The organism is Shewanella sp. AC91-MNA-CIBAN-0169 (assembly GCF_040310165.1).
GTDB lineage: Bacteria > Pseudomonadota > Gammaproteobacteria > Enterobacterales > Shewanellaceae > Shewanella.
This window is the reverse complement of sequence record NZ_JBEOPM010000026.1, coordinates 1-16,377: the sequence shown is the minus strand read 5'-3', so window position 1 is coordinate 16,377 and position 16,377 is coordinate 1. Positions and strand designations below refer to the sequence as shown.

The 16,377-nt window shown below is 42.2% G+C and carries 13 protein-coding genes and 1 tRNA gene; 7 read left to right on the top strand and 7 right to left on the bottom strand.

The window, feature by feature from the left end:
- Window positions 1-4: 4 nt before the first annotated feature.
- From cpdA to parC, 5 genes are all read left to right on the top strand, one after another.
- Window positions 5-844 (top strand): 3',5'-cyclic-AMP phosphodiesterase, encoded by an 840-nt coding sequence (gene cpdA / locus AAEY98_RS18215; protein ID WP_101085221.1) that lies wholly within the window; start codon window positions 5-7, stop codon window positions 842-844.
- Window positions 845-908: 64 nt separating this feature from the next.
- On the top strand, window positions 909-1,481 hold the full coding sequence (locus AAEY98_RS18210; RefSeq protein WP_162023876.1) for a YqiA/YcfP family alpha/beta fold hydrolase: 573 nt from the start codon (window positions 909-911) through the stop codon (window positions 1,479-1,481).
- 70 nt (window positions 1,482-1,551) lie between these two features.
- Window positions 1,552-3,438, top strand: coding sequence for a DNA topoisomerase IV subunit B (gene parE / locus AAEY98_RS18205; protein ID WP_101085223.1), 1,887 nt, complete (start codon window positions 1,552-1,554; stop codon window positions 3,436-3,438).
- A gap of 108 nt (window positions 3,439-3,546) precedes the next feature.
- A complete protein-coding gene (locus AAEY98_RS18200) occupies window positions 3,547-4,647 on the top strand; it encodes a PQQ-dependent sugar dehydrogenase (protein ID WP_254439942.1) in 1,101 nt (366 codons plus the stop codon).
- The gene (gene parC, locus AAEY98_RS18195; RefSeq protein ID WP_351018673.1) at window positions 4,640-6,943 is read left to right on the top strand and encodes a DNA topoisomerase IV subunit A; all 2,304 of its coding nucleotides are present in this window, start codon (window positions 4,640-4,642) and stop codon (window positions 6,941-6,943) included. The genes AAEY98_RS18200 and parC overlap by 8 nt, the downstream gene beginning before the upstream one ends.
- A gap of 93 nt (window positions 6,944-7,036) precedes the next feature.
- Here the strand turns inward: parC and AAEY98_RS18190 are convergent, their stop codons facing one another.
- The 7 genes from AAEY98_RS18190 to rsgA form a co-directional block, all read right to left on the bottom strand.
- Entirely contained in the window at window positions 7,037-7,228 is a 192-nt protein-coding gene (locus tag AAEY98_RS18190; protein ID WP_011638763.1) for a bacterioferritin-associated ferredoxin, read from the bottom strand.
- A gap of 354 nt (window positions 7,229-7,582) precedes the next feature.
- A complete protein-coding gene (locus tag AAEY98_RS18185; RefSeq protein ID WP_351018670.1) occupies window positions 7,583-8,536 on the bottom strand; it encodes a D-2-hydroxyacid dehydrogenase in 954 nt (317 codons plus the stop codon).
- A 33-nt stretch (window positions 8,537-8,569) separates the two neighbouring features.
- A complete protein-coding gene (locus tag AAEY98_RS18180) occupies window positions 8,570-9,304 on the bottom strand; it encodes a glycerophosphodiester phosphodiesterase (RefSeq protein WP_351018667.1) in 735 nt (244 codons plus the stop codon).
- Window positions 9,305-9,328: 24 nt separating this feature from the next.
- The gene (locus AAEY98_RS18175; protein ID WP_101085228.1) at window positions 9,329-12,565 is read right to left on the bottom strand and encodes a mechanosensitive ion channel domain-containing protein; all 3,237 of its coding nucleotides are present in this window, start codon (window positions 12,563-12,565) and stop codon (window positions 9,329-9,331) included.
- 18 nt (window positions 12,566-12,583) lie between these two features.
- Window positions 12,584-13,456 (bottom strand): DMT family transporter, encoded by an 873-nt coding sequence (locus tag AAEY98_RS18170; RefSeq protein ID WP_351018664.1) that lies wholly within the window; start codon window positions 13,454-13,456, stop codon window positions 12,584-12,586.
- 5 nt (window positions 13,457-13,461) lie between these two features.
- Window positions 13,462-14,328, bottom strand: a complete 867-nt coding sequence (gene asd / locus AAEY98_RS18165; RefSeq protein WP_101085230.1) for an archaetidylserine decarboxylase — start codon at window positions 14,326-14,328, stop codon at window positions 13,462-13,464.
- A gap of 55 nt (window positions 14,329-14,383) precedes the next feature.
- Window positions 14,384-15,445: a small ribosomal subunit biogenesis GTPase RsgA gene (gene rsgA / locus AAEY98_RS18160; protein ID WP_101085231.1), complete on the bottom strand. Its 1,062-nt coding sequence runs from the start codon at window positions 15,443-15,445 to the stop codon at window positions 14,384-14,386.
- 112 nt (window positions 15,446-15,557) lie between these two features.
- Between rsgA and orn the strand changes: the two genes are divergently transcribed.
- Together orn and AAEY98_RS18150 are read left to right on the top strand one after the other, a co-directional pair.
- Window positions 15,558-16,103 carry an oligoribonuclease gene (gene orn, locus AAEY98_RS18155; protein WP_351000892.1) on the top strand — a complete coding sequence of 182 codons (546 nt, stop codon included), beginning with the start codon at window positions 15,558-15,560 and terminating at the stop codon, window positions 16,101-16,103.
- A 197-nt stretch (window positions 16,104-16,300) separates the two neighbouring features.
- A tRNA-Gly gene (locus AAEY98_RS18150) sits at window positions 16,301-16,376 on the top strand.
- Window position 16,377: the final 1 nt, after the last annotated feature.

Sequence of the window (16,377 nt, the reverse complement as noted above, 5' to 3'; positions counted from 1 at the left end):
TTTTGTGCTTAAAGACGCAGTGCATTATTCTGTTGCTGAAAATGAGCCTGTGCGATTAGTACAAGTGACGGATCCGCATCTTTTTGCTGATCCCGAAGGTCAATTGCTTGGTGTTAATACGGCACAAAGTCTTCAAGCCGTGTTGAATACATTTATTGCAACCCAATATCCCGCCAATATTTTATTGGCTACGGGAGATATTAGCCAAGATTATTCACCTGAGTCTTATCAGCACTTTGTGCAGAAGATTGAGATGTTAGATCTGCCTTGTCATTACTTACCCGGAAACCACGATGATCCTCGCTTAATGAGTCTGCGTATGCAGGGTGAAAAAGTGTTTGGTCAACAACGGATAATTATTGGTAACTGGCTAATATTAATGCTTGATTCAACTGTTCGTGGTAAGCCTGGTGGCTATATGGGCGAACAGCAGTTTGCATTGATCGAGGCTTCAATTAAGGCGACACCAGATAAACATGTGTTATTAGTGATGCACCATAATCCTATTTTAATGCAGTGCGCTTGGTTAGATCAGCATTGCATGATGAATGGCGAAGACTTTTTGCAACGAACAAGTCGCTACCCGCAAGTGAAAGGCGTTCTTTGGGGGCACGTACACCAACAAGTCGATAATATTCATCGTGGACCGCATGGTCCTATTCCACTAATGGCGACACCATCGACGTGTATTCAGTTTAAACCATTATCCTCCTATTTCGCCTTAGATCATCGTCAACCGGGTTATCGTTTGCTGGAGTTGGCAGGCGATGGTAGCATTCGTACTAATGTGTATCGCGTGCCTGGAAATCGATTTGCACCCGATAATGAGGCCAGCGGATACTAGTTTAGTGCGTCATCTTATGTTACTAAGGGACGTTAAGTATTGATTAACCGTCTCGCGAGGGAATATGCTGCTTTATATACATGGTTTTAATAGTTCTCCTCAGTCGGATAAGGCCGTTCAAACCGCACACTATATTCAGCAACATTATCCACAAGTCGACTTTCACCAACCACAATTACCTTCATCACCCTCTGCTGCTATGGCTTTATTGTGCAACATCGCTGAGCAAGCGAAACGGCAAGGGCAGATATTGCGCTTTATTGGCTCGTCGTTAGGTGGTTATTTTGCCAGTTATTTAACCGAAACGTATGGTGGCAGAGCTGTTTTGATTAATCCGGCGGTAAAACCGTTCGAATTATTTGAAGAGTTTATCGGGCCTCAATATAATCCTTATACCAATGAGCATTATCAAGTGTTGCCGCAGCATCAAGATGATGTCGCCCTGTATAATACTCACGTGATCCGGCACCCGGATCGTTTTCTGGTGCTGTTGCAAACTGGTGACGAAGTGTTAGATTATCGACAAGCATTACATAAGTACCATAGCTGTGAATTACATTTAGAGCCTAATGGCGATCACAGTTTTGTCGGCTATGAACAACAATTAGACAAAATATGTAAATTTATTCAGTTGTAACTTTCTACCGTTACAAACAACGATCAATTTGAGCTAACTTTGGCTCTATTTAACTCCAAATGTGTGGATTATGAGCAACCAATATACTTCTGACGCTATTGAGGTCCTTAATGGACTTGACCCGGTAAAACGCCGTCCAGGTATGTATACCGACACCTCTAGACCAAATCATCTTGGGCAAGAAGTCATTGATAACAGTGTTGATGAAGCTCTGGCAGGACATGCGACTAAAATTGAAGTTGTACTCCATACTGATAATTCCCTTGAAGTGACCGATGATGGCCGCGGTATGCCGGTGGATATTCACGCTGAAGAAGGCATTCCTGGGGTTGAACTGATCCTAACTAAATTGCACGCTGGCGGTAAGTTTTCCAATAAAAACTACCAATTTTCGGGCGGTTTACACGGGGTTGGTATTTCTGTTGTTAACGCCTTATCCACCCGAGTTGAAATCAGCGTTCGCCGTGATGCACAAATATACGAAATGGCCTTTGAGAATGGTTTTAAGGTCGAAGAGTTGGTGGTGACGGGTACTTGTGGACGTCGCAATACCGGGACCCGAGTGCATTTTTGGCCCGATGTAAGTTATTTTGATTCACCTAATTTCTCGGTCAGTAAATTAATTTATATTCTGCGAGCTAAAGCGGTATTGTGCCCTGGTTTGCGGATTAAATTCACCAATAAACAAAATGGTGATGTGCATGAATGGTTTTATGAAAGTGGCTTAACTGATTACCTCAAAGAAGCGATAAAAGACTCGGTTTTATTACCTGAAGAGCCTTTTGTCGGCAGCTTTAAAGGCAAATTAGAAGCTGCTGAGTGGGCTATTACATGGTTACCAGAAGGTGGCGAAAGTTTAAGTGAAAGCTACGTTAACTTAATTCCGACACCATTAGGTGGTACTCATGTGAATGGGTTTAGACAAGGTTTGCTTGAGTCTATGCGTGAGTTTTGTGAATTTCGCAATCTTGTTCCTCGGGGAATTAAGTTGTCGCCCGAAGACATTTGGGACCGTGCGGCGTTTATTTTATCGATAAAAATGCAAGACCCACAATTTGCTGGGCAAACCAAAGAAAAATTATCGAGCCGTCAAAGCTCTGCATTTGTTTCTGGTATTGCTCGTGATGCCTTTTCGTTGTGGTTAAATTCTAATACTGAGTTAGCAGAGCAGTTGGCAGAATTGTGTATTGGCAATGCATTGCGGCGCTTAAAGGCAGCCAAAAAAGTCGCGCGTAAAAAAGTCACTTCTGGACCTGCGTTACCGGGCAAGTTAACCGATTGTAGCGGCCAAGACCCAATGCGAGGAGAGTTGTTTTTAGTAGAGGGTGATTCTGCTGGTGGTAGCGCCAAACAAGCACGAGACCGCGAGTTTCAAGCGATTATGCCGCTAAGAGGTAAGATTTTAAATACCTGGGAAGTTGATTCCGGACAAGTGTTAGCGTCGCAAGAGGTACATAATATTTCGATTGCGATTGGTTGCGATCCTGACAGTGATGATATTTCAGAATTACGTTATGGTAAAATTTGTATCTTAGCCGATGCGGATTCTGATGGGCTGCATATTGCGACATTGTTGTGTGCGTTGTTTTTAAAGCATTATCGTGTATTAGTTAACAATGGTCATGTGTATATTGCAATGCCACCGTTATTTCGTATTGATATCGGTAAAGAGGTTTTTTACGCTTTGGATGAAGCGGAAAAAACCGGTATTTTAGACCGTATAGCGGCAGAAAATAAAAAAGGTAAAGTGCAAGTGACTCGTTTTAAAGGTCTGGGTGAAATGAACCCGTTGCAGCTACGTGAAACCACTATGGATCCCAATACTAGACGCTTAGTGCAATTAACCATTGATGATGCCGATGAGACCGTGGCATTAATGGATATGTTACTTGCCAAAAAGCGTGCACCGGATCGTAAAAGTTGGTTAGAAACCAAAGGTGACCTAGCGTTACTTTAGCCGTGTTTCTTAGTGCCAATAATAATGTATAACATAAGGCAAAAGATAATTAGCATGCAATATATTAGATTACGATCTTACGTAAATTTGGGCGGTAAATTCGCCTTCATGGGGGTTATGTTTTTAGCCCTGACGCCTATTTTAGCCTCTGCTGCGCAATCGGTGATGATTACCGTTACCAAAGGTTTTGGATTAAGTTTATATGCTTCCGATTTAGGTGATATTAAGCAATTAACTGTAGGCGATGAGGGCACTCTTTTTGTAGGCTCTCAAAAAAGTGGCACTGTTTATGCGCTAGTTGATAGCGATCAAAATGGCCAAGTTGATAAACGTTATCTTATTGCCAGAGGCCTCGATTATCCTGAAGCGTTAGCCTTTCATGATGGTTCATTATACGTCACTGAAGACGATCGCATTATCCGTTTTGAAGAGATTGAGTCTCGCTTGCGTCGCCCTAGCCGTGCGCGTGAAGTGTATTCAAATTTACCAAGCTTAGACAAAAAGTATTCGCGTTCGATGCATTTTGGACCCGACGGACGTTTATACATTGCCATCGGATCGCCTTGTAATGTGTGCGAGGCTGCTTCGCCATTTGGCAGTATATTAGCGATTAATGTCGATACCGGTGCCAGTGAGCAAGTAGCTTCTGGGCTTCGCAGTGTTATTGGCTTTGATTGGTCACCCGATACTAACAAGTTGTGGTTTGCTGATTTAGGCCGAGATTGGATGGGCGATAATATTCCCGCTGATGAGATAAACCGTTTAGACGTTAAAGGCAGCCATTTTGGCTTTCCTTATTTGCACGGTAAAAATGTTATTGAACCCGCCTATGATAAACCGGAAAATTTAAACATCACCCTGCCCGAATTTGAATTACCAGCCCATGTTGCTGCAACGGGATTAAGCTTTTACCGAGGCGAGCAATTTCCTGAACGTTATCGCAAACAGATTTTTGTGGCTGAAAACGGTTCGTGGAACCGTTCAAGTAAAGTCGGTTATCAAATTGTGATGCTTGAAATGGAAGATAACAAAATTATGAAACGTGAAACCGTGGTGAGTTTTCTGGATGGAGAATTTCCGGTAGCACGTCCATTTGATGTGATTAATGCGCCTGATGGTGCAATGTACATTTCAGATGATCTAAAAGGTAATATTTACCGCTTGTTTTATAATGCACCCGAACAATCACAGGAAACGAATAATGAGTGATGCGATTGAATTAAGCCTTGATGGTGTAGAGCAAATGCCGCTGAGGCGCTTTACCGAAGGGGCTTATTTAAATTATTCCATGTACGTGATTATGGATCGCGCCCTACCGCACATTGGTGATGGTCTAAAACCTGTCCAACGCCGCATTATCTATGCAATGAGCGAATTAGGCTTATCAGCGCAATCTAAACACAAAAAATCAGCCCGTACTGTCGGCGACGTGTTAGGTAAATATCACCCGCACGGTGATAGTGCGTGTTACGAAGCTATGGTGTTAATGGCGCAACCATTTTCATATCGATATCCGCTGGTTGACGGCCAAGGTAACTGGGGTGCGCCAGATGACCCTAAGTCATTTGCTGCAATGCGTTATACCGAAGCTAGATTATCAAAGTTTTCTGAAGTGTTATTGTCGGAATTAGGGCAGGGTACCGTAGATTGGAGCCCTAACTTTGATGGCACCATGAAAGAGCCTGTAACCTTACCAGCACGATTACCGCATATATTATTGAATGGTATTACCGGTATCGCAGTGGGCATGGCAACGGATATTCCGCCGCATAACGTGCGTGAATTAGTAGGCGCCTGTATAGAGCTAATCGATAATCCTAAAGCTGATTTAGCCCGCCTAATGGAGTTTGTTCCTGGTCCTGATTATCCAACAGAAGCCGAAATTATTACTCCTAGAGCTGATATTGAGCGGATTTATGAAACTGGTAAAGGCTCAATCAGAGCGCGTGCAGTTTACAGTGAAGAGCAGGGCGAGATTGTCATTACGTCATTACCGCATCAAGCCAGTAGCGGTAAAATTTTAGAACAAATCGCCAATCAAATGCAGGCCAAAAAGCTGCCGATGGTGTCTGATTTACGTGATGAATCTGATCATGAAAACCCAGTGCGATTAGTGATTGTACCTCGTTCAAATCGCATTGATTGTGATCAGCTAATGACCCATTTATTTGCGACTACAGACCTTGAGAAAAGCTTTCGAGTTAACCTAAATGTGTTGGGACTGGACGGTCGTCCGAAAGTAAAAGGTCTGAAACAACTATTAACTGAGTGGTTGGAGTTCCGCCTTACAACGGTCACTCGCCGCTTGCAATATCGACTTGATAAAGTATTAGCCCGGTTACATATTTTAGAAGCGTTAATGATTGCGTTTTTAAACATTGATGAAGTGATCGAAATTATTCGTTATAACGACGAACCTAAAGCTGAGTTGATGGCACGCTTTAACTTGTCGGATAAACAAGCTGAATCAATTTTAGAGTTAAAATTACGTCATTTAGCCAAGCTTGAAGAATTTAAAATTAAAGGTGAGCAAGATGAGCTTGCGGCAGAACGTGACAAATTAGAGTTATTGTTAAGTTCAGAACGTCGCATGAAAACCTTAGTGAAAAAAGAATTAATCCAAGATGGTGAGACTTATGGTGATAATCGTCGCTCGCCAATTATTGAGCGTTTAGATGCCAAAGCGCTGACTGAGCAAGAGTTAACGCCAACTGAGTCTGTCACAGTTGTATTGTCTGATAAAGGCTGGGTACGTTGTGCTAAAGGCCATGATGTCGATGTAGAAGGCTTATCGTATAAGTCTGGTGACAGTTATCTTTGTAGCGTGATGGGCAAGAGTAACCAAGCTGCGGTGTTTATAGATTCGACTGGACGTGCATTTGCCACAGACAGTCATACGTTGCCTTCGGCGCGCAGCCAAGGCGAGCCAATTACCACACGCTTTAATATGGCTCCTGGCGCGACGATGCAACATGTACTCATGGGCGAAGATGAACAGTTCTTCTTGTTGGCAACCGATGCTGGTTATGGCTTTATTTGTGCTTACCCAGATTTGGTTAGCCGCAATAAAGCCGGTAAGGCACTACTCAGTCTGCCAACCAATGCGTTAGCTATGCAGCCAAAGTTAATCAATAAAACGGCAGAGCAATCGTTGTTAGCCATTACCTCTGAAGGCCGAATGTTGATGTTTAGTTTAGATGCCTTGCCACAGTTATCAAAAGGTAAAGGCAATAAGATTATTGGTATTCCAACCGATCGCGCTAAAAATCGTGAAGAGTTACTTTTGCACTTAAATGTAGTGCCGCATAATACCGCGGTAACCTTGTGGGCCGGTAAGCGCAAGCTAACCTTGAAACCAAGCGATTTAGAGCACTATCGTGGTGAGCGAGGTCGACGTGGTGCTAAGTTACCAAGAGGATTACAACGCGTAGACAGTGTTGATGTCGAAATGGGACCATTGGCAGAAGACGGCTTGCAAGACGATAATCTGGATATAAACGAGTAAGAATGCTGGATTGTAGAATAAAAAAATGCTGCTCATATGTCATATGAGCAGCATTTTTTTATGGAAGCAGAGTCGACTTATATATTAATGCGACTAGGCAACTTCATAGAAATTAGGTTCGTACTCAAGCTGTGTTTGAATTATTTGACTAGCCATGCGGGCACATTTGCCGCATTGGTCTGCAACGCCAAGACGTTTCTTTACATCAGCTAACGAACTGTCACCTAAGCTAACAGCTGCTTTGATTTGAGTGTCGGTAATCGCATGACAAAGACAAACGAACATAGGGAAAGCCTCTTCATTCAAAAAAATGGTCTGAGCTAGAAAGTAATCCAATTCTAAATGAAAACAGTTATCATTGGCAATAACTATTTTGCTTATGTAGCGATCATTTTTAATACAGTTTGATCTGGCTCACCTTTTTCCGATAAACCAGCACCACGATATTAGTCCCGGCATAAACCAGTTGTTAATTAACGTATTGATATAAATTAATTTAGTTCGATGAGTGAAGAGAACTGTGAAAGTGGTTAATGTTAGATGCTAGCTGGATTAGATTAAGTACATGCTTGATGTTATACACCAAAGTGATCAAAATCTCCGCAAGCCTTCCCTGTTAATCCTAAATTGATTGCAGCTTTAGTAACCTTGTTTAACGTCGACCACATATTGTAATGGTTTAGATTGTTGCCATAGTTGATAGTTGTGGCTGAAAATTTGTGTTACTTGTTCAGGGAAGCTTGGTGCAGCGATATGCGGTGTGATAGTGACGTTATGGTAATGCCATAGTGGATGTTCAGCAGGTAAGGGCTCTTGTTCGAATACATCTAATATGGCTTGACGTTGTGGTTGTAAGGTTAATTCAGCTTGTAACGCATCTAATTCAATGGCGTTACCTCGGCCAATATTAAATAACATGGCATCTGCTTTTAATAACGACAGATTAGCCGCATTTAATATGTGCTTGGTTTGAGGTGTATTGGGCAATACGCTAACAATCACATCTGCTAGAGGCAAATAGTCGGCTAATTTATCAATGGTGTCGATGTTATCAAAGCCACTAACAGGAGCACCTTTTCGATTAAGCCCGCTGACAGTCATACCAAAATGATGGGCTGTTTTTGTAAGGTGCTGTGCGATAGAGCCGGTGCCTAATATTAATAGTTTGACTCCTTGCAAAGTACCATAACTACTCGGTAACCAACGCTGCTGTTGTTGCTGTTGAGTGTACGCATTATGGTGGCGATAATGGCTTAGCAGGTAACCAAAAACATATTCGCTCATAAGTGGACCAAACACACCGCGAATATTAGTCAGTAAATAATCATGTGGTAACGACATATGCATTAATGCATCGACACCGGCAAAGGTAGATTGTAACCATTTGGGCGACGGTACATGCGGCAATAATGAAGCGGCTAGATGAGGTTCTGCTAACCAAATATCGGTATCGCTAATATTGCCGCCAGTATAATGGCCTGAATCATCAACCATCAGATCGTCAACAATTTCGAGGTTCGGCAGGCAAAGTTTTGTTAATAGTTGCCTATATTGATCGTTTTCTCTGGTGAGTAATAACAGTTTATGTGCCACATTAACCTCATTGTCGAACGTGGGATAACTAGATTATTCAAACCAAGCGCTATAATCGGTTGTTATCGGCATCATTGCAGCAGCGAGGGCTTTATCTGGGTAATTACTGAATATACCGTCCACGCCCATCGCTTTTAACGCTTGAATATCTTGTGGGTTATCAACCGTATAAACAAACACTTTGCCGCCTCGCTGGTGGGCATCATCAACAATGGCTTGATTAATAAAACCAACATCAAGGTTGATTGAATAGGCATTAAGTGTGGTCATTATTGTAGCTAGATCGAGCGGAATGCCTGCTAATAATGGTGCGATCACCGCGTGCGGAAAAGACTGTTTTATCTGCGCCAAATAAGGATGGTTAAAGGATGATATTAACAGTTGTTCTGGGGTGAAACTAAGTTGCTCTAAGGCTTGAGGATATAAGGCAATAAACGGTTGTACGCAGCCAATGCCTTTTAATTCGATGTTAATAGTACACGAGCCTTTGCCGCTAACACTGACTCGTTCGAGTACTTGCCACAATGTGGGGATTGCTTGTCCGCCAACCGTAAATTGAGCCAATGCTGCCTTGGTGGTTAAATGGATTAGCCCTGTTCCGGTTGATTTACCTTCTAAGCGGCGATCATGAAACACCACTAATTCACCTTCAACGCAATGCACATCCAGTTCAATGGCATTAACACCCAAGTCGAGCGCTTTGTCCATCGCGGCTAAGGTGTTTTCAGGAGCATAACCGCTGGCGCCGCGGTGAGCAAAAACGAGCATAGGTGTCCTTAATCAATACTTAGCTTAGCCCTTGTATAATCCTGTGGATTCTTTAGGCGCATGATTAATATGAACTTCCATCTGAGGGTAGGCAAGTTCAACATTATTGTCTTTCAATTTTTTACTAATACGCTTATGTAAATTATGGCGTAGTGGCCAACGATCAGACATGTCTTTAGCATACGAACGTACTTCATAATCTTGTGTGTGTTGACCAAAACCAGCAAACCACACTTCGGGTTCTGGGCTAGTTAATGATAAATCACATTCGCGCACCGCTTGATGCAATAACATTTCTACTTTGGTTGGATCTGAATCACGAGACACCGATACCGTGACGATAACGCGGGTAATTGGATCTGATAAAGACCAGTTGACCAATTGCTCGGTAATAAAGGCTTTGTTAGGCACGATAATTTCTTTACGGTCCCAATCGACAATTGTGGTTGCTCGAATCTGGATTTTACTGACAGTACCAGTGAGATCTCTAATGGTGACGGTATCGCCAATACGGATCGGTTTTTCAAATAGAATGATAATACCGGAAATAAAGTTGGCAAAAATTTCCTGGAGGCCAAAACCTAAGCCCACTGATAATGCGGCAACTAACCACTGTAATTTTGACCATTCCATGCCCAAGGTTGAAAAACCGAACAACGTGCCAAAAAATACCACAAGGTAGCTACTTACCGTGGTAATCGCAAAACCTGTGCCTGGTGATAAATCGAGTCTTTGTAAGAGCATTAATTCAAGTAAACCGGGTAGATTCTTCGCAATAACGACTGAGAACCCGACTAACATGATGCCAAATAAAATCGACTTTAATGTAATGGGCACTTGTTGCTCAATACCATTTACATTGCTATTGGTGGTCCATAAGGTAATGCCATCTAAAAATGAGAATACCGCGGTATGCGTTTGCGCCAAAATGCCTAATAAGCTGGCAAAAAAAGCTAAGATTAGGATCGATCTTACTAAGCCTAACGATTGGCTAGAGATGGTTTCTAAATCAACGACGGGTTCTTCGTAGGTTTCTATCGGCTCATTATTCATTTCGCCTCTTTCACGCTGTGCAAGACGCTCTGCACGTTTAGCTTTGGCACGGTCAAAGGCAATTAAGCGACGCTCGATTAACATCCAACGCTTAATGAGCTGATAGGTGAGTAAGAAACCTAAGCCTAACAGTACCGATATTTGTAGCTGTAATAGCAGCTGGAAAGCCGTGAAGTAGTAACCTATTCCCGCTAAGATAGCGCTAAAAATTGGCGTGACAACTAGAAGTGCCCATACCGCTTTTTGAATCAACTCCATGTTAGTGGCGTTAGGCTTATTTTTACGATATTGGCCAATAAGTAACATGATATCTTTATACAACAGGCATAACACAATACAGAAAACGATAAATGCCCCGCGGCCAAGGCTGTTGCGTACTAATGAAGTATCTAGTGCTTCGGTGAAACCCATTAAGCCGATTAATGGTGCCGATACCATGACAAATGAAGCCATGGTTTGTTGTGCTTGTTTAACAATTTTTTTGGGCCGTCTGAAGTGGCTAATCAAAATGCCTTTATCAACGGTTAATAAGTAAAAGAATTGATAAATGAGATAACAGACACCAATGGCTAAGATGCCCACTCCGACGGCATACACCATGTTTTGTTCTGATCGCGAGAATATAAACCCAGCCATGATCACCGGTAAGGGTTTTATTAGGGCATACACTAGGCTGATGATTAAGGTTTTGATGGTGTATTTAAATTTATCTTGAGTCACATTACCGACAAAGATGGCGTAGCGCCCAATCGCTTTATTGAACTTAGGTGTCAGCATGTCTTGTGCCATTAAACAGCACAATAATAAAATTCCCCACCAAGCCCAATAATTACTTTGTTCGGACCACGCTTGTTGTAATGACTGCCACTGACTCGGTTGCAGCAACCAAACGCTACTGTGGCTTAAATCAATTAGCCATAACGCGCCAATGCTAGGGGCGTTAGGTACCCAAAACAAATGCTCATTAAGAGTGTTTTTTAATGTGTTATGCAGTTGATTTAACTGTTCATACCCAATGCGCAATTTTGCAAATTCAGCTAAATATCGATCATAGCTTTGCAGTAGCTGCTCTATCAATACTTGCTGTGATTGCAATAATTTGATTTGGGTTTCATTAAACATTTCGCTGTCATCGAGTTGCTGACTATTTAACGCTTGTTGTTGTTCTAATTGGTAGCGCTCTAGCCGTGTGTCAGCTAATTCAGTTTGCAATTTGTCGAGATTGGGCGGTTTCGGCAATGATTGCAGCATTTGTAAAAAACGATCGCCAAATGCAGAATTAGTTTTAACCCAGGTAATTTGCTCAAGCACGTTTGATAGCTGTGCATTTTGCGATTGATAGCGTTTTTCAATGCGTTGCTGTTTCTCTATCGCAGATTTTATATTGCTAGTAAGTTTTTGTAATTGTTCTGCATAGTGTTGATTTAATTTGCTTAAATCTTGAGACAATGGGTCGGCTAGCTCTTGGGCATCAATTAAGTTGTTGGCTATGGTGTCTGCAGTTTGCTGCTGACGATACTCAATATTATGTTTGTTGATAAGCTCGATAAAGGTTTCTTGTTGGCTTAACGATAAGCGATTGAGCTGTTGTTGTAGTTGGGTGATCTCTAATTGCTTAGGGTTAGCTAAACGTTCCGATTCTAAGGTCGCAATATGCTGCGTTAGCAGTTCTGCTTGAAGTTTGTTACGTTGACCTAACGGAGTTTCAATCGGGACTTGGAGGGTTTTATTATGTTGAGTTAAGGCATTTTGTGCCTGAACGATTAAGTCTGGTAATAATGTCTGACGTTGTGAAATTAGGCGCAACTTATCATTAAGGCTCGACTCAGTCTCTTTTAATTCCGATAAGTGAAAGTAGGCCATTGAAGCTTGCTGATCAAGGTCTATATCCGCATCTAGACTCAATGCTATTTGCGCTTCACGTAGCTGCCCTGTAAGTGATAGTTTGGTTTCGTTGTTAGATTGTTCAATATTGGTATAGGTTTGTTGTTCTATTTGCAGCTTTTCAATGCTGCTTTGCAGTTCTGCAATTTGAGATGTGATATCAAGCGGCTGATTTTCGGCTTGGCTATTGAGCCCCAAACGCTTATCTAGGGTTAGGGGAGTATTGGCGAATACAGAAACCGACAGTGTATTAACTATAAGGAAACACAGGAATAAACACGCTAAACGTAACATAATACTTTGCTCAGGTTGGAGTAAGGCCATGGTAGCAAATTTGCGTGATTATGCTCTACTTTTTTGATGACTTTGTTGGGTTTCAAATAAAGCCGTTGCCACAATAATGGTTCCGCCGATAAGGGTTGGTGTTGTGAGTTGTTCGTCTAAAACCAATAATGCGAGCACTGCACCATAAAACGGTTGTAAACACGACACTAACCCCACTGTTTTAGCGCTTAAAAAACGCAGTGCTGTAGTAAATAATGCATGAGGTAAGGCGGTGAACACTATGCCAAGTAACAGAATCAATCCCCAAGTGGTTTGGCTAATGTGCTGGGCAGCGACATCTTGCCAAGGACTCAATAGAATTAACGTTATCAGTGTCTGATAAAACATAGCATGCGGACCGCTATATTGCGAAAACACTCGTTTATGAAGCAAATTTCTGCAGGTAAATAAAACTGCTGAAATAACGCCAACGATAATGCCTAAGGTGGTGTCGTTATTCAGATTTGCCTCAGGGATCAGCATTATTACGCCTGCTAATACCGCGATACCGGATATTACATCGACAAGTTTGAGCTGCGTTTTATTGATTAATGGTTCGATTAATACCGTCATGACGGGATAAGTAAAAAATGCAATCATGCCAATGGCGACAGATGACAACTGCATAGCTGCAAAATAGGTTACCCAATGCAGACACACTAAAGTGCCTAGCGCTAAGGCCGCCCAATAATCTTGTTGGCGTTGTAATCTAAGTGGGCGTTTGGTCGCTTTAATCATTGCAGCGAGTACTATTGCGGCGATGATACAGCGCAAAAAGGTAATGTTAAGTGCGCTAAGGGGAATGAGTTTAGAAAATAAAGCCGTACCACCAAAGAGCAGTACGGCTATATGTAACTCAACTAAGCCAGAGTGTGGTTTAGTTGTTGTCATGTTGGTTACTGCTGTGTGAGTTTAGCGAACGGCTGACCCATACGAGTTGTTGCACCTGGTTCAACACCATCTGCAAATGTTTCAATAGCATCTTGGGCAAATAACATCACCACAGTACTGCCTAGTTTAAAGCGGCCCATTTCAGCGCCTTTTTCTAAGGTGACCGCTTCTGGACCCGTGGTTGGATAGTCCCAGCTAAATACTTGCTTACCGCCTGGCGGTGTTACCGTGCCAGACCATATGGTTTCAATACTGGCAACAATGGTTGCACCAACTAGTACCATTGCTAGTGGACCTACTTCGGTTTCAAATATAGCTACAACACGTTCATTACGGGCAAACAGTCCTGGCACGTTTTGAGCGGTAAGTGGATTAACCGAGAATAAATCACCTGGCACGTAAGTCATTTTTGATAATGTACCTGTAATAGGCATATGCAGGCGATGGTAATCTTTTGGGGCCAAATAAATGGTGGCAAAATCTCCACCATCAAAGCGTGCAGCATCGGCCTTATTACCACCTAACAATGCTTCAGAGGTATAAGTGTGGCCTTTAGCCTGGAAAATATTGCCCGCTTCAATGGGTCCACATTGGCTTACCGCACCGTCAACAGGGTGCGCCATCATATTACTTTCTGTGCAGATAGGTCTGAGTTCAGGCTTTAATGCACGGGTAAAAAATGCATTAAACGTTTTATAGGCTTCGGGCTCAGGTTGCTGTGCTTCAGACATATCAATTTTGTATTGTTTGATAAACCATTTAATTCCTGCCGTGGTGATAGCGCCTGCTTCCGCAGCAGCAAACTTACCCACTAAACGCGACAGAAAATGTTTTGGTAGCATGTATTGCAAAGCAATTTTAATTGAGTCCAATGTATTTTCCTTTTCTCTAATCTGGTTGAACCATAAAATATTATTCTATTGAGTATTATTCATCAATAGCACGAAAATGTCGTGCATGACGTTGCTCGTCTAAACTGGCAATAATACGTTGGTAATTACTAAAGCGGTCTTGAGTTATCTTTCCATCAGCTAAAGCCTGCTGTAAAGCACAACCTGGGTCGTCGCCATGTTTACAATCACGGAACTTACACGATCCTAAAAAGTCTCTAAACTCAACAAAACACCAGCCCACTCTGATGGCATCCAAATGCCACAAGGCAAATTCGCGAACACCAGGTGAGTCGATTAAATCACCGCCGCTGACAAAGTGCAGTAATTTGGCCGTGGTTGTAGTGTGCTGCCCTAAACCTGAGTTGCCAGACACATCTCCGATCAACAGTTCAGCATCAGGCATTAATGCATTGATTAAAGAAGACTTGCCAACACCAGACTGACCAGCAAAAACACTGACGCTGTTATTGAGTAATTCTTTAAGGTCTTCAACGCCTTCACCGGTGTGACTACTGACGCGGAAAACCTGATAACCAATATTTTGGTAACGCGTTAATGCCGTTTCGATTTCATCACGATTAGTGTCATCCAATAAATCAATTTTATTGAGAATGATGATCGGTGTGATATCTGTATCTTCTGAAGCCACTAAGTATCGGTCAATAATTTGAGTGGTAAAGCTGGGTAATACCGATGACACAATTAAGATTTGATCGATGTTGGCGGCAATAATTTTTACGCCATCGTATAAATCTGGTCGAGTTAAAGAAGATTTTCGAGGGTGAACGGCGATAACAATACCACCGATACTGGAGCCAGATTGGACTTCTGTCGCTAATCGGACCACCACTTTATCACCAGTAACTAAACTGGTCACTGCGCGGCGAATATTACATCGCGATACAGTACCGTCAGCTGTTTCGATGTCGGCATGCTGACCAAAGCGCGAAATAACCACTCCAGCTTGCTCAGGGCCTAAGAGGTTATCCTGTAACTCAGCTTGTTGAGTGTCATCGTCACCGCGCTTTAATCGCTTGGTTTGATTCGCTCGCATTCGGCGTAATTGGCCTTGGCTTAGGGGTTTCTTTTTACTCACTGGCTTATCTTCATTAAATAGGTGTTTTTTTGTGTGTCAAAAAAACAGTATGATACACACTCTTTTATAAAAATGCCTGAATTTAGGCGACAGATAACATAAGGCGGCATAAATGGCTGTTGATGCGAATAATCTAATTTGGGTTGATTTGGAAATGACAGGCTTAGAACCAGATGTCGATCGAGTCATTGAAATTGCAACTTTAGTGACCGACCAAGAACTCAACATCATTGCTCAAGGCCCTGTTCTAGCCATTTATCAGACCGATGAAGTACTAGCAGGCATGGATGATTGGAACCAAAAACATCACGGAGAGTCTGGATTAGTTGACCGTGTGCGTGCCAGTAAATGTTCTGAACAAGATGCGATAACACAAACGATTGATTTTTTAGCTCAGTACGTGCCTAAAGGCGCATCGCCAATGTGCGGTAATAGTATTGGTCAAGATCGTCGCTTCTTGAATAAGTACATGTTGGAACTTGAAGAGTTCTTTCATTATCGCAACATTGATGTCAGCACAGTTAAAGAATTGGTTCGTCGTTGGAGTCCTGAAACAATGAATGGCTTCAGCAAGAAAAATACTCACCAAGCATTAGAAGATATTAAGGAATCTATTGCTGAAATGCAGTTTTATCGCAAAGAAGTATTTAAAATTTAACCAATCGAACAATTTTTTTTAAAAAGGGGGTTGCAGCATAGTAAAATTTACCTATAATGCGGCCTCAACTTTCTACAGAGCGCCAAACTCTGAGTCATAGAAAGTTGTAATGAAATTTGAAAGTACGCGACATTAGTTCAGTTGGCATAGGTTGAAAGACGATACCTTGTTGATTGTAACAATGAAGCAAACAGTACGCGACATTAGCTCAGTTGGTAGAGCGATACCTTGCCAAGGTATAGGTCATCAGTTCGAACCTGATATGTCGCTCCAA